General features: G+C 42.8%; 15 protein-coding genes, 2 tRNA genes and 1 other RNA gene. 4 read left to right on the top strand and 14 right to left on the bottom strand.

Annotation, left to right across the window (positions count from 1 at the left end; genetic code table 11):
• Nucleotides 1-335 precede the first annotated feature (335 nt).
• The 3 genes from ACHEVO_RS05685 to ACHEVO_RS05675 all read left to right on the top strand — a co-directional run bounded on the left by ACHEVO_RS05685 (nt 336) and on the right by ACHEVO_RS05675 (nt 3,369).
• Entirely contained in the window at nt 336-1,007 is a 672-nt protein-coding gene (locus ACHEVO_RS05685) for an alpha/beta hydrolase (RefSeq protein ID WP_394124248.1), read from the top strand.
• Between the two features lie 85 nt (nt 1,008-1,092).
• Nucleotides 1,093-1,451: a transfer-messenger RNA gene (gene ssrA, locus ACHEVO_RS05680) on the top strand.
• A 289-nt stretch (nt 1,452-1,740) separates the two neighbouring features.
• Complete coding sequence (locus ACHEVO_RS05675) at nt 1,741-3,369, top strand: long-chain-fatty-acid--CoA ligase (RefSeq protein WP_394124247.1); 1,629 nt, start codon at nt 1,741-1,743, stop codon at nt 3,367-3,369.
• Nucleotides 3,370-3,808: 439 nt separating this feature from the next.
• On the opposite strand, the gene ACHEVO_RS05670 is transcribed toward ACHEVO_RS05675, so the two are convergent.
• From ACHEVO_RS05670 to ACHEVO_RS05655, 4 genes are read right to left on the bottom strand one after another with little or no spacing between them, the layout of a single operon-like run.
• On the bottom strand, nt 3,809-4,807 hold the full coding sequence (locus ACHEVO_RS05670; protein ID WP_394124246.1) for a Csu type fimbrial protein: 999 nt from the start codon (nt 4,805-4,807) through the stop codon (nt 3,809-3,811).
• Complete coding sequence (locus tag ACHEVO_RS05665) at nt 4,804-7,248, bottom strand: fimbria/pilus outer membrane usher protein (protein WP_394124245.1); 2,445 nt, start codon at nt 7,246-7,248, stop codon at nt 4,804-4,806. The genes ACHEVO_RS05670 and ACHEVO_RS05665 overlap by 4 nt, the downstream gene beginning before the upstream one ends.
• Nucleotides 7,199-7,933, bottom strand: a complete 735-nt coding sequence (locus ACHEVO_RS05660) for a fimbrial biogenesis chaperone (protein WP_394124244.1) — start codon at nt 7,931-7,933, stop codon at nt 7,199-7,201. The genes ACHEVO_RS05665 and ACHEVO_RS05660 overlap by 50 nt, the downstream gene beginning before the upstream one ends.
• 32 nt (nt 7,934-7,965) lie before the next feature.
• Entirely contained in the window at nt 7,966-8,496 is a 531-nt protein-coding gene (locus ACHEVO_RS05655) for a spore coat protein U domain-containing protein (protein WP_394124243.1), read from the bottom strand.
• 782 nt (nt 8,497-9,278) lie between these two features.
• On the opposite strand from ACHEVO_RS05655, the gene ACHEVO_RS05650 reads away from it, so the two are divergent.
• Complete coding sequence (locus ACHEVO_RS05650; RefSeq protein ID WP_394124242.1) at nt 9,279-9,461, top strand: AlpA family phage regulatory protein; 183 nt, start codon at nt 9,279-9,281, stop codon at nt 9,459-9,461.
• A 277-nt stretch (nt 9,462-9,738) separates the two neighbouring features.
• Here the strand turns inward: ACHEVO_RS05650 and ACHEVO_RS05645 are convergent.
• From ACHEVO_RS05645 to ACHEVO_RS05600, 10 genes are all read right to left on the bottom strand, one after another.
• Nucleotides 9,739-9,825: transfer RNA gene (locus ACHEVO_RS05645), tRNA-Leu, on the bottom strand.
• 124 nt (nt 9,826-9,949) lie between these two features.
• A tRNA-Cys gene (locus tag ACHEVO_RS05640) sits at nt 9,950-10,023 on the bottom strand.
• A gap of 181 nt (nt 10,024-10,204) precedes the next feature.
• Nucleotides 10,205-10,339, bottom strand: coding sequence for a putative transporter small subunit (locus ACHEVO_RS05635; RefSeq protein ID WP_211181310.1), 135 nt, complete (start codon nt 10,337-10,339; stop codon nt 10,205-10,207).
• Nucleotides 10,340-10,423: 84 nt separating this feature from the next.
• Nucleotides 10,424-12,073 carry a sodium:solute symporter family protein gene (locus ACHEVO_RS05630; RefSeq protein WP_224737969.1) on the bottom strand — a complete coding sequence of 550 codons (1,650 nt, stop codon included), beginning with the start codon at nt 12,071-12,073 and terminating at the stop codon, nt 10,424-10,426.
• 784 nt (nt 12,074-12,857) lie between these two features.
• The gene (gene fdhD, locus ACHEVO_RS05625; protein WP_394124241.1) at nt 12,858-13,886 is read right to left on the bottom strand and encodes a formate dehydrogenase accessory sulfurtransferase FdhD; all 1,029 of its coding nucleotides are present in this window, start codon (nt 13,884-13,886) and stop codon (nt 12,858-12,860) included.
• Nucleotides 13,887-14,034: 148 nt separating this feature from the next.
• Entirely contained in the window at nt 14,035-16,356 is a 2,322-nt protein-coding gene (locus ACHEVO_RS05620) for an FdhF/YdeP family oxidoreductase (protein WP_394124240.1), read from the bottom strand.
• Between the two features lie 215 nt (nt 16,357-16,571).
• Nucleotides 16,572-17,366 (bottom strand): ABC transporter ATP-binding protein, encoded by a 795-nt coding sequence (locus tag ACHEVO_RS05615; RefSeq protein WP_057759272.1) that lies wholly within the window; start codon nt 17,364-17,366, stop codon nt 16,572-16,574.
• 64 nt (nt 17,367-17,430) lie between these two features.
• Nucleotides 17,431-18,330, bottom strand: coding sequence for an ABC transporter permease (locus ACHEVO_RS05610; protein WP_394124239.1), 900 nt, complete (start codon nt 18,328-18,330; stop codon nt 17,431-17,433).
• Nucleotides 18,331-18,771: 441 nt separating this feature from the next.
• Nucleotides 18,772-19,812, bottom strand: coding sequence for an ABC transporter substrate-binding protein (locus tag ACHEVO_RS05605; protein WP_394124238.1), 1,041 nt, complete (start codon nt 19,810-19,812; stop codon nt 18,772-18,774).
• Between the two features lie 77 nt (nt 19,813-19,889).
• Nucleotides 19,890-20,939, bottom strand: coding sequence for an ABC transporter substrate-binding protein (locus tag ACHEVO_RS05600; protein WP_238053165.1), 1,050 nt, complete (start codon nt 20,937-20,939; stop codon nt 19,890-19,892).
• Nucleotides 20,940-21,529: the final 590 nt, after the last annotated feature.

Here is a 21,529-nt window from a genome sequence, read left to right as displayed (position 1 = left end):
GAAGCTAAGGGTCGTGCATTCTTGTAAGAACTTAGTTTGGTAAGAGCTTAGTCTTGTAAGAACTTAGTCTTGTAAGAACTTAGCATTAATGCGGATACAATTGTAGGCACATGTACTAAAGAATAGACAGCTGACAGTATTTGAGCTTATCGGTCGTAAAATCATACGTGTCTTCTTATACTGTTCACATTTTCGCTATTGTCCGTTTGGTACCTCACTATTGACCATACTCTCAAACTAACAGATGATATTGACCATATAATGACACACACATTATTTTGGCAAAAAATATAGAAATGCTTAAGGCATATCTCACTACATTATTAAGGATAATTATGAGTAACTATTTAGATGCAGTCGTCGTTGAGCACAATCCCTCTCAAAAAAAGATAGATCGCGCAGTGATTTGGCTGCATGGCTTAGGTGCTAGCGGTCATGATTTTGAGCCAGTGGTACCGCAGCTTGGCTTGGCTGATGATATGGCAGTACGTTTTATCTTCCCACATGCGCCTAAACGCCCAGTCACGGTAAATGGCGGCATGGTGATGCCAGCATGGTACGACATCATAGAGATGAGTCTGGAGCGTAAAGTAGATGTGGCTCAGATTGAAGAGTCTGCTCAGCAAATACAAGATTTGATCAGTCGTGAGATAGAGCGCGGCGTGTTACCAGAGCATATCGTCATCGCAGGGTTTTCGCAGGGCGGTGCAGTTGCATATCATGTGGCACTTGGCTATCCAGAACGTTTGGCTGGCTTGATGACGCTCTCTACCTACTTAGCAACCAATGACAATATTGAGTATAGTGCTGCCAATAAAGATATGCCGATTTTGATTGAACATGGTTCTCATGATCCAGTCGTACCTGTCATCCTAGGTGAGCAAGCACAGCAGTTATTGACAGCAAAGGATTACAATGTGTCTTACAATACGTATCCGATGGCACATCAAGTCTGTATGCCGCAGATTCAAAATATCGGCAAATGGTTAAACACTGTCTTAGCCTAACCTATTAAGCTGTAACGTAATGTAATGCAGGCTACTTCTAGGTTGAAACCTAACCGATATCTCCTATATAATAGCCAGTCTTATTGGGGATGTTCTGGCTTCGACGCTGGTGATGAAACTCAATGATGCATGTCGAGAGTGTATGTCCTCTCGTTAATCAAACATATATTGTTATAGTCGCAAACGACGAAACTTACGCTCTAGCAGCTTAAACCCTGCTTACTTAGTTGCTGATCACCTACAGTTGGTTAATTAAGTTGAAGCGTCCGCATGTAGGCTCGCCACAAGTGATTGTCTCAATTGCTTGGGTTCAAAAGTAGAGAATCGTCCAATCCATCCTGACTGTCGGATCGGTGCGGATTAAAACTAAAGACAGAAACTAAACATGTAGATTCATGAGCGTAATGCTGGCGGACGCGGGTTCAACTCCCGCCATCTCCACCAAACATTAAAAATCCGATCACTTAGGTGGTCGGATTTTTTTTGTCTAAATTTTATGGTTAATTAAAAAAATAATGCTAATGAACTTTTGATGAGAAAATAAAAACTATTTACATGGAGTAATCATCAAGTCTTTAGAATTGAATCACAATTTTTTGTTGTCTATGGAGGACATAATATTAGCTTGTCTTAAAGAATAATTCTGATTATTCTTAGTTGAAGCCTATTCTTCGCATCAGGCGATGCAGTAGCAAGAATAAGCGGACTTTCAAATAACTACAGGGAATGTATTATGTTAGGAAAAATGATGTATCAGCCATTGCTGATCAGTGGTCTAATCGAACACGCTGCCCGTTATCATGGTGATACGGCGGTTTTGTCCAAAGAAGTCGACGGACAGATGACGCATACCAATTGGCGTAATGTCTCAGATAACTCAAAACGATTGGCCAATGCGTTGGCTGCACTGGGACTTAAATCATCAGAACGTATAGCAACTTTGGCTTGGAATAATCGTCGTCATTTAGAAGCTTGGTATGCGATTTCAGGTAGTGGCATGGTTTGCCATACTATCAATCCACGTTTGTTCCCCGAGCAGCTTAGCTACATTATCAATGACGCTGACGATCGAGTACTGTTTTTTGATACTACTTTCCTACCGCTAATTATGGCAATCAAAGAGCATATCAAAGGTGTTGAACACTTCATTTGTCTCGGTGATCGAGATGATAGTATTGTCGAAAAACTGCCTAATGTACTGTTCTTTGATGAGCTATTAGCAGAAAACTCGACTGACTTTGACTGGCCTCAATTCGATGAAGCAACAGCCAGCTCTTTGTGCTACACATCAGGAACTACTGGTAACCCTAAAGGAATTTTATATACGCATCGCTCTTCTGTGCTACATGCGATGGCGTTATGCATGCCTGATGTCTCTGCGCTCTCTGCACAAGATGTTTTGTTACCCGTGGTGCCGATGTTCCATGTCAATGCGTGGGGCACACCTTACGCGGCTGCCTTGACTGGTTGCTCTCTCATACTTCCTGGTCCAAATCTTGATGGTGACAGCCTAGTATCTCTCATTGATGATTGTCATGTCACAGTTGCTCTAGGGGTTCCAACGATTTGGCAAAGTCTATTGACCGCTGCCAAAGTCAGAGGTAGTAAGCTTGATAGCATGACGCGTACCATTGTCGGAGGAGCAGCATGCCCACCATCGGTCATCAAAACGTTTAGAGAAGATTTTAATTGTGATGCAGTACATGGCTGGGGCATGACAGAAACCAGCCCACTTGGAACGATGAATCAAATAAAAGCCAAGCATAAATCGCTGAGTAAAGATGAGATTAATGAGTTGCGTAACTCTCAAGGTCGTCCACCTTACGGCGTTCAGCTACGTCTCATAGATACTGACGAGCCGCTACAGCGAGTCGAAGAAGATGGTATGTCTCAAGGTCGTTTACAGATTAAAGGGCATTGGATCATCAACGATTATTACACAGAAAATCCTGATGCGATAACTGAAGATGGTTGGTTCGACACAGGCGATATTGCAACCATTGATGCCGATGGCTATATGAATATTCGGGATCGCTCAAAAGATTTGATTAAATCTGGTGGAGAATGGATATCGTCAGTAGAGCTAGAAAACATCGCAGTCGCCCATCCGCAGATAAGAATGGCGGCCGCTATTGCTGCAAAGCATAAAAAGTGGAGCGAACGTCCAGTACTGATTGTGGTGAAGGAGCCAGATTCAGAAATCGATGAGTCGCAAGTACTGAGCTTTTACGAAGGTAAAATCGCCAGCTGGCAAGTGCCTGATAAAGTCATATTTGTAGATAATATTGTGCTGAATGGCGCTGGGAAAATGGTCAAAAAAGACCTGCGTGATGATTATGGCAACGTATTATTGGATAGCTGATTTGGCTGTTAAGAGCATAAATTGATAATGCCATTTGAAGAGCTTGGTATATAAGTTAGATAAATTTCTTAAAGTTAGCATATGGTCTTAAATTTTGCACAGCCTCTAATATTAGGGCTGTGCTTTTTTACAAAGTAGCATAATATTATGTAATGTTACTTTAAGTAGATATGAATGACAAAAATAAGAGTGATATAAAAAATTAGCAGGATTGAATAATGGATCGACAGTCAGATAGCTGCTTGTATAGACTGAAGTTATCTAACAGTTTTGACTGTACAAAGTAAGGCAGTTTGTTTTTTTGTCAGGATTTAATTGCTTCACAAGTGTAACTAGGTTGCCTTTATTCTTCGCTTGAAGTATGCCTCAAAAAATTACCCATGCAGCATACTATAGAACAGCTAATCTAATTGACTGCTAAACATTGAAAACACAAATATTAATAGTTTACATGAACCGTTACCGTATCAGAGTAGCTATCTGGGGTGAAGTCGGCGCTAGGCACAATAACGTATATATTTTTTGTTTTAACTTCGCCAGTACCAACATCTACTGCCCAATTTCCTTTTCCATCGCCCCAAGGTATGCGTCCACTTTCACTATCCCGCTGCAGTTGATAGGGTACTTGGTCGGGATTGTTACCTGTGCCACTCATGAAGCTCCTCCCATCATTATTTCCGGCAGCGTTGAAAAGAGTCAAGCCGATTGTATAGGGAGCAGCATTTGTACAGGTCACACCGATACTACTACTACCCTCGATATTAAGCTTGTTTGCTGGGACATTTCCCAAGTTGACATTGGCGGGAGGGGTAGTGATTTTACACTCATTAACAACATTGGCTTCAACAGTAAATGAGAAGGGACTGGTTCCTTCAGTTTCTGATAAGCATCGGCTTGTGTCACTACTAGAATCAACGGTTACGTATGTCAATGCTGCATTACTACCCGTAAAAGCGGCAGTGTAGTCATCTGCTTTGGCAGCATTATTGTTATATAGCAGAGATACTCCAACAACGGTTGTTTTAATGGTTGGTGTAGTAGTACCTGGCGCTACGCTGAAGAAATCAATAAACTCCGTACCACCCACGATGCGATTGCCCCAAGTAGCATTACTCATATCATTAAGTGTCATGTCAAAATTTAAATTTGAACCATCACGCCCAGTCATATGACGTGGACTGATTTGGGAAGTATTATTAGTACCACCATCAACACCAATACAGACGGATGCCCACTGGGTGACATCAGACGTATTAGTGCAACTGTAAGTCAGTGTTTGCTCGACGCTTGCATTGTTGGCATTGCCAAGAGTAATCGTACCAAGATTGGGTGAGACAAAGCTGTCTACTTGGCAAGTAAGTGCTTGCGCATTTGATGGGAGCCACAGCGCAACTGGCAGCAATAACAAACCGTAACGCCATTGAAGTAATTTCATCATGGTTGTACCTTTTGACAAATGAGGGGGCCAATGAGTGGAATCTCATCACCCTGCTTGGAATAATCAAAGCTAACCGTGCAAACATCACCCGAGGGGGTAGTTACCTCAAGCACATTGCGTTTATCAAGCGTGTCGAGATATACCTCACCATCAAAGCCAATGATGGTCGATGGCACTTCCTTGTTGCTAAGCTGACGTACTTGACTGCCAAGCGGGAGCGGTTGTTCATTACTATCTGTTAGGATAACTGACGCCGAACGTACTGGCGTGATATCAAAACCGACAAGAATACCAGCAAGCTCGGTCGGTGTGGCATTTATGTCTATTTTGTCAATACGCAGGTCTGCTGGCAGTTGCATAGGGTCAATGCCAATCTTATTTTCTTGATAGGCATTCAATGGTGTTACCAATAATAGACCTTTACTATTGGTCGTGCCGATGGGACTGTTCTGTAAAGAGACAGGTATATCGGCGATACCATTTGTAGAAACTACGGCAAAGCCATTGTTTATCTGTCGAGCAGCAAACAAGCCACCGCCCATCGCAACTACGGCGCCTGTAGCACTTGCATAGCTTGCGTAGTCACCATTGTTGCTACTGATACCCGCTCGTGCTTGACCGTAGCGTCCAAGGTAATTCAGCTCGGCAAGACCGCTAGTGTCATCCTCTCTATCCATATTACCTTCTAGGCTATGACGTGCTTGCGCCCGCCACCCAATACCACCTGCATTCGAAGCAGGTCGCGAAACATCAGATGAGAAAACGGTGCTATTATCGGTGTGCTGTACACTGTTGCTCAGCGAAATATTGCGATCCAGTGATAAGGATGCGCTAAGAGAGGCGCTGTTATTAGCAGAATCATTAATGTCATAATTGTAGTTGGCGCTTAAGCTTAATCTGCGACCAAAGGATTTAGACCAGTAGGCGCTAGCAAATTGTGTGGTCTCATGCTCAGCCTGCGCTACCTGATTATAACTCACACCAAAACGGCCTAAAGACTTTGTACTATAACCAGTTGAGACTTGCTCACTTCGACGAGCAGGGGCAGAGCCGTATTGTGTGCCTACATCGCGGTAATCGTCAATAGTACCCATGGCATTGATACCAATATTCAAGCGACTGTTACTCCATGAGTAGTTTGTACTGTATTGTATGCCATCTTGACCTTGGCTCTTGCTGCCCGCTAATGAGGCGAATAATATACCGCCTGATCTACCAAGCAGCCACGTGCCACCAACACCCGCATTACTCAGGCCATTGGTGACTTCAGCATGAGCTTCTGCGGTAAAGCGGTCATTCATGCCATAACGCCACGTTCCACTAGCAGCAATATTGCTAGCATAATCAAAAGAATGAATGCCATAGTTTTCTCGCACTGCGCCAAGCTCTATGGACCAGTCAGACAGGCCGGGCTGTAGTAACCGATGCGCATCATATAAAGAGAAATTAAGCGTCGTGCTTTGCCCTAACACGTCGGTCACCACCAGCTGGGCGGTGCCTGCCCCACTAAAGCTTGGCGCTGTATTAAGCTCGAATGGTCCAGCGGGTACATCACCACTGTATTGTTTGAGACCATTGACATAAAGCTCTACCGCTGAAGGTAGGGTGGCTGTGCCAAAAAATGAAGGCAATGGTGTGGTTGATCTATAGGGTTGAAGGGAGAAATTGGTACCAATTTGTAGACCACCCAAGCGCGTAGGTCGTGTCCATGACAACGCACCCGTGAGAATATCGCCTGCACGAACCGTCATTAGCTTATCTGGAAATGACTGACTCCAGCTAGTATCCAGACGTACGCTACGACTATCCCAGTCATTGCTATCAGTATAACTATTCGCGTTAGTCAAAGCAGTAGAGCTGAGTACACCAAGCGTGTTAAACGCGCGCAGTTCAGTATAAACGCTTAAATTTCTCGCGCTATTTTGAGTTTGGGTGCCGTAAACATTATAGTTTAGCAACATGCCAGAAGATGATGTGGGCTGAGGGCGCTTGTTGGTACGCGTGTTACGGACAGTGGTGTCTAAATTGAGCATACTTAGAGGCGCGATAAGTCGCAAGGATTGCTGCCGAGCATCATAATCAATATTGAGATCAAGTAAGCTATTTAGGAGTATGGCGTCAGTCGTATCGGCAGGTACTATAAAGCCAAGCTGTTGTAGAATGGTCTTACTAGCCCAGAGTTGATCATCACGATAATAGAAATGAGTTAAGCCTGCATTAGCACCATTTAGAGTAACGTCTAGATATAGATCTAACCCAAACTCATCGTCGCCAGAGTTGTAGCTGTCTAAGTTGAGCTGGGTAAGTTTGTTTTCGTCAATGCCTATAGCAACATCATTTAGGTCTACGGCGTGACTGGCTGATACTGCCACGCACTGTAGAAAAACTGCTTTAGCGAATGGATGTGTCCATCGTGACGTTTGGTGTCGTCTGAGTGCCATTCATCATAACCTTGAATTTACCGCCTGCGGCCAGGGCAGAGGGCGGTATTTTCAGTGTCCAGTTCATAGTTGCACCGGGTAAGACATACCCTAGCAGCCCTGAATTCATCACCGTACTATTACCAGCTGTATCTACAAAGCTCAGCCTAGCCAGTTGGGCATGACCATTGCCACTGTTGCTGACGCGGAGTGTTATTTCTTTACCATCTGGTTGCAGATGTGTACTCCACTGCAACTGAGGACGAGTCTTAGTCATCCCAACTGGCTGGACAAAGACGGGTAGAGAGTAGCTGAGCGCAAATTGCAAACCTGTCGTTTGGTTTGCAGGCTTAATAGGTATTTCATCGACCGAAATACGGTAAGCGTCCTCTACTGCGCTCGTGCCTTGCGGTGGTGCCTTCGCACGAATGACTCGAATGAGTTGTTTTTCACCCGGTTTTAGCTCAATCATAGGTGGACTGGCCAATAGTCCTCGCGAGGGGGTGAGCTGCTCACCCTTCTCATTCTGTGACCACTGATACACCCGCACTTGCGCATGTACTATATTGTTACCAGAATTACTAAGGGTCAGACCACTGGCAGTCTCGCGAGCTTGTAGACTTAACGAGATGGGAGAGACCTGTAAGCCGCTTGCTTTTGTCAAACCAGATGACAGAAGCAACGCTGAAATAAGCACAGGTCTCACGACATGGCGTAACCAGAGACTTAACATTGCGATTAGTAGTTTACAGAGATATTAACAGTGTCACTATAAACGTCCGGTAGAACGAGGTTAGTGTCGCCTGTCACTTTTGCATATACTGTAAAGGCTTTGTTTTTAGCTGTCGTTGTACCTGTACCTGTACCACCTGTTGTTTCGTTATTTGCAGTTCCAGCCAACCAAATGGTATCACCAGTTGCATCGGTAGCCAGCTGATAATCTAATGTAGCTGAATTAGTATCAGGAGTAGATGATTTTAAGGTGCCCTTACTTTCCCCTGCATTAGTAGAGCCAGTTGTTGGTGACATTGAAACACTGTATGGGGTATCTAGAGAACAGGCTACATTGAAAGTACTGCTTCCAATTGGGGCAGTCGTATCAGTCTTAGCGGTTAGGGCAATGTCGTCGCCTGCTTCTACGATGCAGCTTTTTTGAACTGTCATTTGTACATTAAAAGAGCCTGTATCAGCAGCATTTGCACTAGAGATAGCTGCGAAGCCACCAACAGTGAGAAACGCAGCGGTAAGTAGTTGTTTGTTAAATGTCATGGTAATTCTCCAGAAAATATAAGCGCTTTTAGTATTTCGATAAGTTAGGGGTAATACCAAATAGATATATAGCTTATATTTCATAAAGTATTGAGAATTATAGATCTTCATAATTTACTAAAGTTAGGTTTTTATAGGAACTTACTCAACAATAGCCAATAGAAATATAAACCTTTTATCTCTAAATATATACCGCCTGTCATTTTTTGTAATTGCATTGTAATACAGTTGTCATAATAATGCACGTTAAATGTTTGATTAACATTATGATTTATCAGATTTTACCAATATACAATTAATTTCACCTTCATACTGACGTTACTTAATTTTATCTAAACTCATCCTTTAGAATTATAATAATTACAAACAAAATTTCTATATTATATCCTAGTACCTGCATATAGATTTTAGTTGTACCTAAATGAGTGCTAGTTGGCTAGATATTCTTAACAGTTGAAAACGATAAATATTAATAGCAGTCAATAAAGAGTTTTACACAATGCATAGTGCGATTGGTTTAGAACAAATCTTCAGGAAAAGATAACAATGTTTTATCAAAGCAGTTAAGGTATATAGCTGACCTAGAAAAATAACTATTTATTTAGCACTTTTTATAACTGCTACTAGGGCCAATAGTTGGAGTGTATGGGGAGCGATAAGAACATAGGATGTAGTAACTGTAGAGGACGGAAAACTTTATTAACTTACAAAATAGATAATTATAAAAAACTTGAGCCAATAGAACACATTCTGTCGGTCTGTATATCAATCATATTTTGTAGATGTTAAATATTAAGGGGATTAGCTGTCATACTCCTCTTAGTCGCTGTGCAATTTATAAAATAATTAATGGAAATTCAGATCGTAGCGAGCCAGTGTTCCCCAAGAAAGTACAGTTTACGAAGGTCAGGGTAGTGTGGAGTGAATTAGAAGATAAGTTTAATATTGAGATTGAGATAAGGTAGGCTGAGCAAAAAAGATAGCCGTATTACTTTTAAGTAATACGGCTATCTTTTTTATAAGGTTTAATTATTCTATATATAATATAGGCTGAATTTAACTAATCGTATTATGATATTTGGTAAATGTGGATAATACTATTCGTATTAGCTAGCTAAAGAAAGCTTAATTCTATATTTTGAGTCTAAACTAGTCACTCTTATTTATCTATATTTCAGATACAACAAAGCCCCTGATATCAGGGGCTTTAGCTGTTCTATAAGATAGTATAGGACTATGTAATGGTACCCGGAGCCGGACTTGAACCGGCACGCTATTGCTAGCGAGGGATTTTAAATCCCTTGTGTCTACCAATTTCACCACCCGGGCAAAACTTTTTTTATCTAAAATGTAAACTAGCTGATAGACCATCTAGTTACTAGATAAGTGGTCGCTATTATAATCGGTTGTGATAATAATGCAAGCCAAAATTAACGTAAAGTTAATAAATAATTGGAGGCTGGAGTCGGAATCGAACCGGCGTTAACGGAGTTGCAGTCCGCTGCATGACCACTCTGCCATCCAGCCAATCAAGGTCGCCTATATTAGCAAAAATATAGTAAATTACAAGTCCTTTTTTCGTTAAAAACAGCTTATTTACTATCTTGTCTATATTTAGCCCCAATTTCAGGACATTTATGCTATTAATAGGCTTTTCCAAGCCATCAGTAACCCAGTGTTTAATGATGATAATTTAAAATATAATACGCTAAACAATATCTCTATTGTCACGTTTAGCACTTTTCACATCGCGATAAGTGGCCGTGCAAATTAACACGAGTACGCCAAGAGTAATGGCAGGCCAAATTAAGATATATAAGCCGTAGATAAAAACGTTGTCCATGATATCTCCTTATAGTATTACTAAATAAGTAGCGATTAGCCAAATACTGCTTACTAATCACTACTCGGATAAAGCGACTTGGGTTTAAGATTTAAGTGACGATGGGATTTCCGATTTTTTGTCGTAATTGCCCACGCGCTGCTTAATTAAGTCGAAGTCGAAGTGTTCGTCTCCCATCAAGCTGATAATCACACAGACAACGGTACTAGCGCCGTAAGCCGTTAGAGAGGCTAGCAGGACCATATATTGACGTAAGAAGCCAGTAGCGAAGATAAGCATCAGCACAAGCGTGATAGCTGCGGCGACCATGCCAATCTTACGACCTAAGAACCCAAAGACCATTAGACCAATAACGACTGCTGCACCGACACTGGCCAGTATTTCAAAGAATAGGGCAGTGACACCAGTGATTGGGAGTAATTCGAAACGGGCAACGCAAAATAAGAGTAGTCCGACGATAACTGCTGAGGTAAAGGCAGTATTGGTGACGCGATTCCAAAACACACTGGCAATTACAGGGAAGACGATAGCGCCCCATAAGGCACCAACAAATACTAGCATGACGAGAATATCGAGCTTAAAGCTTGCAAAAATTAGTCCAGCTGCTGTCGCAACAATCATCGTGCCTCGACCAATTAGCATCATCGTTTTAGGTTTAACATGGCCTTTTTTGGCGATGTTTTTACCGTAGACATCTGCCATCATAATAGTTGATAGCGCTGATAAATCTGAGTCAGCGGTCGAGGACAACGACCCAATCACTAAAATAAAGAATAAGGCGATAAAGACAGGATGTAGATAAGTACTGACCATTTGAGGAATGAGGTTATTCATATTGCCATCGAGTGGCTCGACGCCAATCGTTACCGCCATTAGTCCAATCATCCCAAGACCAATAACGATACCAGCATAGCCGACTGTAGCAGTGATAAACGTCGCTTTAATCTTGGTCTTATCAATCGCAAATAATCGCTGAGTGATGGTTTGATTACCGATAGCATATGCTAATACAGCGACGAAGTAGGGCGCACCTTGTTGAAAGAATGCCTCAGAGGAGAAGAAGTTCTGCTGCTCTAATGTCAGGTTTGACAGTCCGCTAACCATGACCTCAGGGCCACCCATGGCAAATAACACGGCGGGAATAATGACAATACCAATGGCCATTAGAGCGACCAACTGGGCAAAATCGGTAAAGACGGATGCTCTAAATCCTGATGTCAATGTATAACTCAGTACACCAATACCTGCGATCATTACCCCTGTTTGGAACGATAGCGGCGATAGAACCGACACCAATGCTCCAGCAGCGGTAAAGTTGACCATCAAGCTAATTAAACTGCCCATAATATTGGATATGGCTAAGATTAATTGGCTTGATGAACCGTGGCGGGCATGAATCAGTTCACCTAGCGTATGACCGTCTGGTGCCAATTCACGAAAGCGCATACCGAAAGGGTAGATAAATAAAATCATCAATGCACCCCAAAAGCCATAATGTATCGGCCCTGATACACCGTATTTATAGCCAGAGGTGGCCGCAGCGTAAAATGAGGCGGCCCAAATCCAAGTGGCGGTCATGCTGGCTGCACCCATACCGAAGCCAACACCATGACCTGCGACCATAAACCCAGAAGTTGTCTCTTTATCTTTTTTAATTAATAAAGACAGTAAATAGGTGCCGCCATAAAATGCTAATAATAATAAAATAATCGTTAACGATGAAAATTGGAACAATGACTCAGTTTTCAAACTCAGACCTCGCAATTGTTAGTTGATGAATAAAGTTCAGTAAAAATGAAAGATACCAAACCATTAGGAATACAGCACAGCCTACACAGCCCTCATACCGAACGTATGTGGCTAATATAAGTAGCGAAAATACCAACTGTAGTGGTAAGCAAATGCTAAGTGTCATGCCCAAATCTTAATGAGACAAATAGTGTCAAATCAAAAAGACAGGGACTACTCTCAATAGGCGTCAATTAATGGGTAAACCATTACGCTATTAATAGGTATACACAAAGGTAACTACATGCTAAAGAGAGCTCATATGATGAGTGTCTATAGCGGAATTACGAATAAGCACTAAGCCATAATTGCATGACCCGAACTCGATTTAGACAGCCTTATCAGCTGTAATAAGCAATAGGTAGGAAGTCTCTACCTATCTATTGCGATTGATGTGTTACTAAGCAGCATTAATAAATAAAACTACATATTTGTTAAGTACCTGTAACATATTTGCGCGGTAAGAGTAACCTATTACGTCACTAACCTCAAACATTATCCGATATTTACCAGACAATGATCTAATATGACATATAAGCATTTATTTAAAGAGATTTAATAAGATGTTCAATGAAATATTGAAAGATAAGGTTTTATTATGAGCGGTATCGAGTGATATATCGCTATGAGCTAAATTATAACTATGCGTAAGTACTTGAAGTTTTCATTAAAAAGAAATAGATAATGAGCGATAGATGGTTAGTCTTAATGAGCAAGTAGAAGTGAATTTTTATATATTATCTTGTTTGGTATAGTAAGTGACTCGGTTATCACGTAAAAATCCAGCCAATCCAAGGCCATAACGCTCAGCCACGCGTACAGCTGTACTGGTAGGTGCTGACATGCCAACTAGCCAAGGAATTTGACTTCGAATAGATTTTTGAACCAGTTCAATAGAGAGACGCGAAGTCATAAGCACACAGCTAACGTCTGTTTTTTGGCGTAATTGCCAACCGATAAGTTTATCGAGTGCATTGTGGCGGCCTACATCCTCAAATAAGTATAGCTGCTGATTGTAGATCGTCGCTGCGGCGTGTACCGCACCTGTCAGCTGATGTGTATGCTGCGCGGCATCCACTTGTTGACGCAGTGCCAATAGGGAGTCAAGACTCGGTGCGCTCGTTTGAATGTCATTTATACCTTTTTGTCGGTTATGTTCGTGGTGTAAATGGTCTGGTGAGTAAGCGCTTAAATCAGGCAAAGCTTGTGTTAGTCCAGTAATACCGCACATACCGCAGCCTGTACGCCCTGCAAGCTGACGTTTTTGTGCTTGGATACGTTGATGGCAGCGCTGGCTCAATACCAACTCCACGACATAGATATCGTAATCTTGAAATTGTTCTAAGCTTTGCTCAATTGATACTGAGTCAAGGCTTTCATCATTCGAATCTTGAGTAAACTTCTGGTAGCTAGCAATATCTGCAAGGTGAGTCACTTCCCAGTCGAGTAACTCGTGACTGTATTGAATTAATCCTTCGCTAAATAAGAACCCAACCGCTAAATACTCTAGCTGATGAGGACTGGCCATCAGTACAGCATAATGAATCCCATTAATAATGATAGAGACTGCAGCTTCTACTGCTAAGCTAATGGTCTGCGACTCGATTTGAAGGTGAGAGTCATGATTAAAATCACTACTAACTGACGGGTAATGATGCTTTTGTGCAAAATGACCACGAGCGAGTGGTGTCTCTGACAACCTCTCATCGTTAGAAAGCTCAGATGTAACTATCTTAGTGCTAGTTGAATTATCTATCATAGTAGGGTCAATAAAAGCATCACTTCGCTCAGCATTATTTTCAATGGTTATCACGGTTTATCATGGCCTAAAATTATGAGCGTGCTTATGGTCATTTGAAGCGAGAGCCAATGAAAATGTCATTCTCATTAGCTCTCCGCAGTATGATTTACGCAGGCGTAGCTATCGATGTATTTGCCTCTACGCGCTCTAACACGACGGTCGTCGATTTGTACGCTGGGATATGAGAATCTGGCGCATGTGTCTCCAAATCAAAGAGGTCATTGCACTCAGGGTAATAAGCAGCAACAGCGTTAGAGGCAATATCCATCTCGCTCAATACCAATGGGCCTAATACGCGTGGTTGCTCTAGGCTGTCTTTGGCACGCTGGCGAGTGACCATAACACGGTCACCTTTTTGCCAACCTAAACGACTTATTTCATCGGGATGCATGAACAGCACGTCACGACGATCCGTTTGACGATAGCGGTCTTTAAACCCAAAAATCATAGTGTTAAATTGGTCATGGCTGCGGACACTGGTCAATTGCCAAATCTTTTGCGCTGTATTTTCAACATCGTCGATATCGTTTGCGGCTGCCATTTGTGCAGCGACAAAAGTAATCGGATATTGTGGTACTTCAAACTGAGCTTTGCCGCTCTCGGTATTCCATACACGATGACGCGCCGCATGATACAAATGAAAGCCACGCTCAGAGGTGCGAATACGCTGATTAAATTCTTCAAATCCATTAATCGCTTGAGCGATATAGTCCCGAATAATATCGAAATCTTCACTCATCGCAAGCCAAGGAATAGACGTGTCGGCGCCGAGTACATGGGTCGCAATATCCGCTACGATTTGCGCTTCAGATTTTAGAGTATCACTAACAGGTTTGAGCTTACCTTGAGTTGGTACGATCTGACACATAGAGTCTTCGATAGTGGCAAACTGCTCACCTTTTGTTGTGACAATACGTTCGGTACGGCCTAAGCAAGGTAGAATCAAATTGTTTGCACCGGGGTATAGCATGGTCTCATTGAGCTTAGTACCGACAAATATATTAAGCTGAGTAGTGGTTAAGGCTTGCTCAATAGCGCTGGTATCAGGGGCGGCCACTGCGTAGTTACCACCCATGCCCATAAAGACTTTCAATTTACCTGCGATAAGAGCCTTGGCACCTGTAACGACATCGTAGCCATGCTCTTGCGGCATAGGGTGCTCAAACACACGCTCTAAACTGTCTAGTAAGCTTTTGCTAGGACGCTCATGGATACCCATGGTACGATCACCCTGTACGTTGGAGTGTCCACGTACTGGAGATGCACCGGCGCCATCGATACCAATCATGCCCATCAACAGGAGCAAATTGGTAATCATCGCGACATTGTCATCACCTTGCACATGCTGAGTAATACCCATGCCCCAAGTACAAATCGTTGCTGGACTATCGGCCACGAGTTCAGCGAGATTGATAATATCTGTCTGAGAAATACCGCAACCAAGTGTGATGTCTGACCATGATTGCTCTGTTAGCCACTGTTTGAGAGGTTCAAAGCCTGAAGTATGAGTGGTAATAAAATCATGATTGATTTTATCGTTTTCAATTAACCACTTGGCAATGCCCGTCAATAGCGCTGCATCACCGCCGATTTGAATTTGAATAACATCATCGACCATGTCAGCACTTTGACCAGCTGCCATGTGTGTTGGTTTTTGCGGATTCCTAAATTTACTCAGGCCTTGCTCACGCATCGGGTTAATTGAGATGATTCGACAGCCTTGCTCATGCGCATGGGCGAGCATCTCTAGCATACGTGGATGGTTAGTCGCTGGGTTTTGCCCAAACATTAATATCAGCTTAGCCTGCTCAAAATCTTCTAGCATCACAGTCGCTTTACCAATACCTAGCTGTCTGCTTAGCATTACTGAGGTTGGCTCGTGACACATGTTTGAGCAATCAGGCAAATTATTGGTACCAAAGCAGCGTACGAATAACTGAAATAAGAAGGCAGGCTCATTAGTCACACGGCCTGATGTATAAAATAATGCCTCATCAGGTGAATCTAGCTGTCCTAACTGTTCAGCGATTATGCTGTAAGCAGCTTCCCAAGGGATAGGAACATAGCGATCTTGCGACGCGTCGTAATACATCGGCTCTGATAAACGACCACTATGCTCCAGCTCGTAACCATTCCAGCTCTGTAGCTCAGTGACGGTATGCCTTGCAAAAAACTCAGCATCTGCTTTGTGGGTCATGGTCTCACTGGCAATGACTTTAATGCCGTTCTCACAAACATCGATAGCTTTGTGTGACTTATGGTCGGGCCAAGCACAGCCTGGGCAGTCAAATCCACCTTGGGGCTGGTTGCTTTTAAATACACTTATACCGCCACGCAAAAATGTCTTATAGTCCATTAGCTTTTGGGTAGAGGAGATCAGCGCAGGCCAACCAGCAGCAGGGTGGGAATAAATAGGAATTTTGCGCATGACAGACCTCATAGATAGATGACAACAGCGAAGCTTTGATAGACAACAACTATATAATGGTCAGTGAGAAGTTCATATGATCATTAACTATAGATAACAAAAAACCTCCAAGAAAAATCAATTCTCTTGAAGGTCTTAGAAGTTATCGGAAATGGTTATATCCGACAGGTACAAATTTATAAGTCGTAAGTCATGGACAGTATTAGCTCAAAAACTTAGCTTAAAATCAGGCTATCGTCTTCAACTTTTTCACCACGTGTCTGCTCAAACATATCGAGTAGATCATGTACGGTCATGCCTTTGCGAATGTCACCAGCCACATCCAACACGACTTGACCCTGATGCAGCATAACGGTGCGTGTGCCATGTGCCAATGCTTGTTGCATAGAGTGGGTAACCATCATCGTGGTCAGTTTATTATCCGTGACAATCTTATCAGTCAATTCTAAGACAAAAGCCGCAGTCTTTGGATCAAGAGCTGCAGTATGCTCATCAAGTAGCAAAATCTTAGAAGGCTGCAATGATGCCATTAGAAGACTTACTGCCTGACGTTGACCACCAGAGAGTAGACCCATACGATCGGTTAGACGATTTTCTAGACCTAACTTTAAAACGGATAGTTTTTCTCGGAACAAATCGCGGTTGTTTTGATTCAGTGCAAATTTCAGACCGCGATTACCGCCGCGTTTGTAGGCCAAAGCCATATTTTCTTCAATCGTGAGCGCTTCACAAGTTCCCGCCATCGGATCCTGAAAGACACGAGCAACCCAATGCGCGCGTTGATGAGCAGACTTTTTGGTCACATCAATGCCATTTAGCAAGATTGAGCCACTATCGACGCGTGTCGTACCGCTTACCGCGTTCAAAAAAGTAGATTTACCTGCGCCATTGGTACCGATGACAGTGACAAATTCACCGTCAGCAATGTTTAAGCTGATACCGCGTAGGGCAGGGTTTTCGATAGGCGTGCCTGGGTTAAAGGTCAACCGTAAATCGGTGGCTTGCATCATAATCGTTATTCCTTATTGTCTCTTCAAGCGTCGCAAGTGTTAAAAATACCTGCTTTGACTGTCATTAGGCGCGAACTTTGCGTGATAAAAACTTGGTTTTCGCTTTTGGCAATACCAAGGCTAATACCACGAGCAATGCGGTAATCAAGTTCAAATCCTGTGGACCAAAGCCGATACTACGTAGCGTATCGCTTGATAGTGCGACCTGAATAAACAGTTTGTACAATACCGCGCCGACAACAACGGCAAAGGTGATCAGCCAAATACGCTTGGCAGGAATGATCGTCTCACCGATGATGACCGCTGCTAGACCGATAACAATCGTACCGATACCAATGGAGATATCTGCGCCACCCTGAGTCTGGACAAACAGCGCACCTGCTAAGGCAATCAAACCGTTAGAAATCGCCATACCGATGATAGTCATCCACGAGGTATTGATACCTTGCGCCTGTGCCATTCTTAGGTTTGAGCCAGTAGCGCGCATCGACAGACCTGTCTCAGTGCTATAGAACCAGTTCAAAAATAACATGGCAGCTGCGACAACGACACCAATAATCAGGCAGCGCATCCAATAACCATTACCATCGGTCACCAAAGTGCTAAACACTGTGGTTTCACCAAGCAGGGGTAGGTTTGGCGCGCCCATGATACGTAGGTTGACAGAATATAAGGCAACCATGACCAAGATACTGGCAAGCAGTTGCAAGATGCCAAGTTTGACATGTAGCCATGCAGTGACGATACCAGCGACTGAACCTGCTAACATCCCAAAAGCACAGGCCAACCATGGGTTGATACCAACGATGATAGAAATACCAGCGACTGCGCCACCTAACGGAAAACTACCGTCAGCGGTCAAATCAGGGAAGTCGAGCGTACGAAATGAGATAAGCACACCGAGTGCTACTAGGCCATAAATCAGACCACTTTCAAGCGCACCAAAAAAAGCAATTAAAGACATAAGAGATCAGTAAGTCATAACCAAGTGTCTAGCGTATGGTACCAAGATAAGTAAATGGCAATTGCCAAAATCATCTACCTGCTAAACAGCTAAGCGGTGAATTTAACAGATTAAGCAATCTGCGGTTAGGGTAAACCAAAACATATCACGATTAACAACGATCATAAGCTACCTTGGTTTGAAGCGATGGTTCAAGGCACTGCAATGCAATCAATAGACCTATCCTCTACTTAACAAGTATCAGATAAATTTTCAGACAAATACAGCACTATTAAACACGCTTGCAAAAAAGACTCTGTTTAGACAAGAAGCCCAGCCTAATGACTCATAGCTGGGTTTCTTATTTAATCATTAGCCGTATATTTAAGGTATACAACACAGTATTAAGTAGTGTCGCTATCTTATTTATACCTGCTATTTTGAGCCAAATACAAAGGTGCGTTATTCTACCACTTCTTTAGCTTTATCGATAACCGCTTGTGGCAACGTGATGCCTTCTTCTTTAGCGTGTTTTGGACTGACGTATAGATCAAGCGCTTGTGGAGTGTAAACAGGAATAGCACCTGCTTTTTCACCGTTTAATATACGTACAACAATTTTACCAGTTTCACGGCCAAGCTCATAGTAGTTCACGCCTAGAGCAGCAACAGCACCGCGCTCAACTGAGCTAGTGTCTGAGGCAATTAAAGGAATCTTACTTTGTTTGGCGATTTGATAAAGTGATTCGTACGCTGATACCACGTTGTTGTCAGTTGAAGTGTAGATCATATCGACCTTACCTTCGAGACTACGCGCTGCCATCGCAATGTCATTACTACGCTGTGCAGGCGCTTCTAATACATTGATACCGAGTGGCGTTAGTTTCTCTTTCAGATTTTTTAAGATAATCGTTGAGTTGACTTCACCTGGGCTATAGACATAACCGACGTTCTTTAATGATGGAATGATTTGACGCATCAAATCAATCTGTGGCTCATACGGTAGGGCATCTGATGCGCCTGTAACGTTGGTGCCAGAACCATCTAGCTTAGGTACCAGTTTTGCTGCTACTGGGTCAGTAACTGCTGAGAATACCAATGGAATGCTGCTAGTAGAAGCGGCAACAGACTGTGCAGACGGTGTTGCGATAGCGACGATAACATCTGGCGCATCAGCGACAAATTGCTTAGCAATCTGACCAGCAGTAGCAGTGTTTCCTTGTGCGCTTTGGAAGTTAACGGTTAGGTTTTCACCGTCCTTGAAGCCTGCTTCGTTTAGCTCGTCGATGACACCTTTACGTACATCATCAAGCGCTGGATGTTCGACGATAGCAGTAATAGCAACGGTCTTCATAGCCGTCGCTGTATCACCATTAGCGGCAGCATCCGTGGAGCTATCATCTTGTGCTGATTGGTTACAACCAGTCAAGATAGCAGTACATACACCGCCTAATAATAAAGCCTTACCGAAATTAAAACGACCAAAACGATTTTGAGACAACATGGGTCTTACTCCTAAAATAATAGTGTGTCCGTACACTATATAAATAATTGACAAGCTAATAGATAGCTTACTACTTTTTATTTGGTTTCAGCATCAATATCAACATTGATGGCGTTTTTTAGTAACTCTGCTGGCAAGCTGACACCCTGTGTTTTGGCGTGCTTAGGACTGACATATAGGGTCAGATCATTCATGACTTCAGGTTTGATGGTGTTGACCGCTTCGCCATTTAATACGCGATATACCATCTTGCCAGTAGTACGACCAAAGTCATAGTCATTAACACCAAGCGCAGCAGTCGCGCCGCGTTTTACACTGAATTCATCAGACGCGATAATTGGTAACTTTAGCTCATTTGCTGCTTGGGTCATGGCCTCAAAGGCAGACGCAACATTGTTGTCAAATGAGGTATAAATAATATCTGCACGTCCTTGCAAGCTGCGCGTCGCCATACCGATATCTGTTGGACGATTGGCAGGAATGTCTAATAGTGACAGACCTCGTGCTGGCAGCGCTTGTTTTAGGTTCTCACGCAATGACACTGAGTTTGCTTCACCTGGGCTATAGACATAACCGATGGTCTTTAAGTCAGGTTTTATCTGCTGCAACAAATCCAACTGCGGCTCTAGTGGTAATTGGCTTGATAGTCCAGTCAAGTTGCTTTGAAAAGGCTTGCCATCTGCCGTAATGAGCTTGGCACCCAATGGATCTGATACAGCGGTGTAGATAATAGGGATAGTGGTGGTCGCGGCTACCACTGACTGCGCAGAAGGCGTTGAGATTGCTACGATCGCATCAGGATTGTCTCCTGCAAATTGCTTGGCAATCTGTCCTGCAGTCGCTGTGTTACCTTGCGCACTTTGAAAGTTAACAGTTAGGTTTTGACCTTCGACATAGCCGTTATCAGCCAACTCATCAATAATACCGCGACGCATATCATCTAATGATGGATGCTCAACAATTTGAGTAATGGCAATAGATTTGGCAGGTTTGTCTGTAGCCGTGCTATTTTCAGCAGTCGCTGCGGTCTCGGTAGAGGAGTTTGAGCAGCCGATTAGTCCAAATGTGCTAATGGCACTAAGAGCAACGCCATATAGGCTTAAGCGTAGAGTAGAAGCGATAGTCATTATTAGGTTAACTCATAGGTTATATCAATCGCAAAAACCAAGTAGATACGGCCAGACTGACTGAGCCTACTAACTTATATAGTAGTGATTTTGCTCATCTGTTTGGTGTGCTTTGGTTTTTTACCATGATATTGAAGAATGCAGATTAGCCAAGTCAATGCTATGTTGATGCTGAAATAGCAGGCTAACAATTAAATAAAGTAATCGTTCCATCGATTATTATGTTCATATTATGACAGTAATGTAAGTTATCGCAATAAGAAATTAATGTGTAGCGGTCATGGTGATGGATAATAAAAAAATCATCACTTCTTTTTATCTTATCAAGACGCGTGGTGCATTGAAGCTCTTATGTAGATCTAAATATAAAGGATGCCACTAGGGTACTTTTGTTTGCTCAAACCATATGCAAAAGGCTTACATCCTAGCAACGCATCTATTACGTACTCACTTCATAATTAACGTAAGCTAATTTTCATACGAGAAACACGATAGGTCTAAGGATAATCCAGTCATTTTGGTGACATTGTGCTGACATAGTGGATATGAAATAGACGCTATTATTTATCTAACTTTTTCGAATGACCATT

The sequence above is a fragment of the Psychrobacter nivimaris genome, from assembly GCF_043419765.1.
Lineage (GTDB): Bacteria > Pseudomonadota > Gammaproteobacteria > Pseudomonadales > Moraxellaceae > Psychrobacter.
This window is presented reverse-complemented; position numbering and strand designations above follow the sequence as displayed.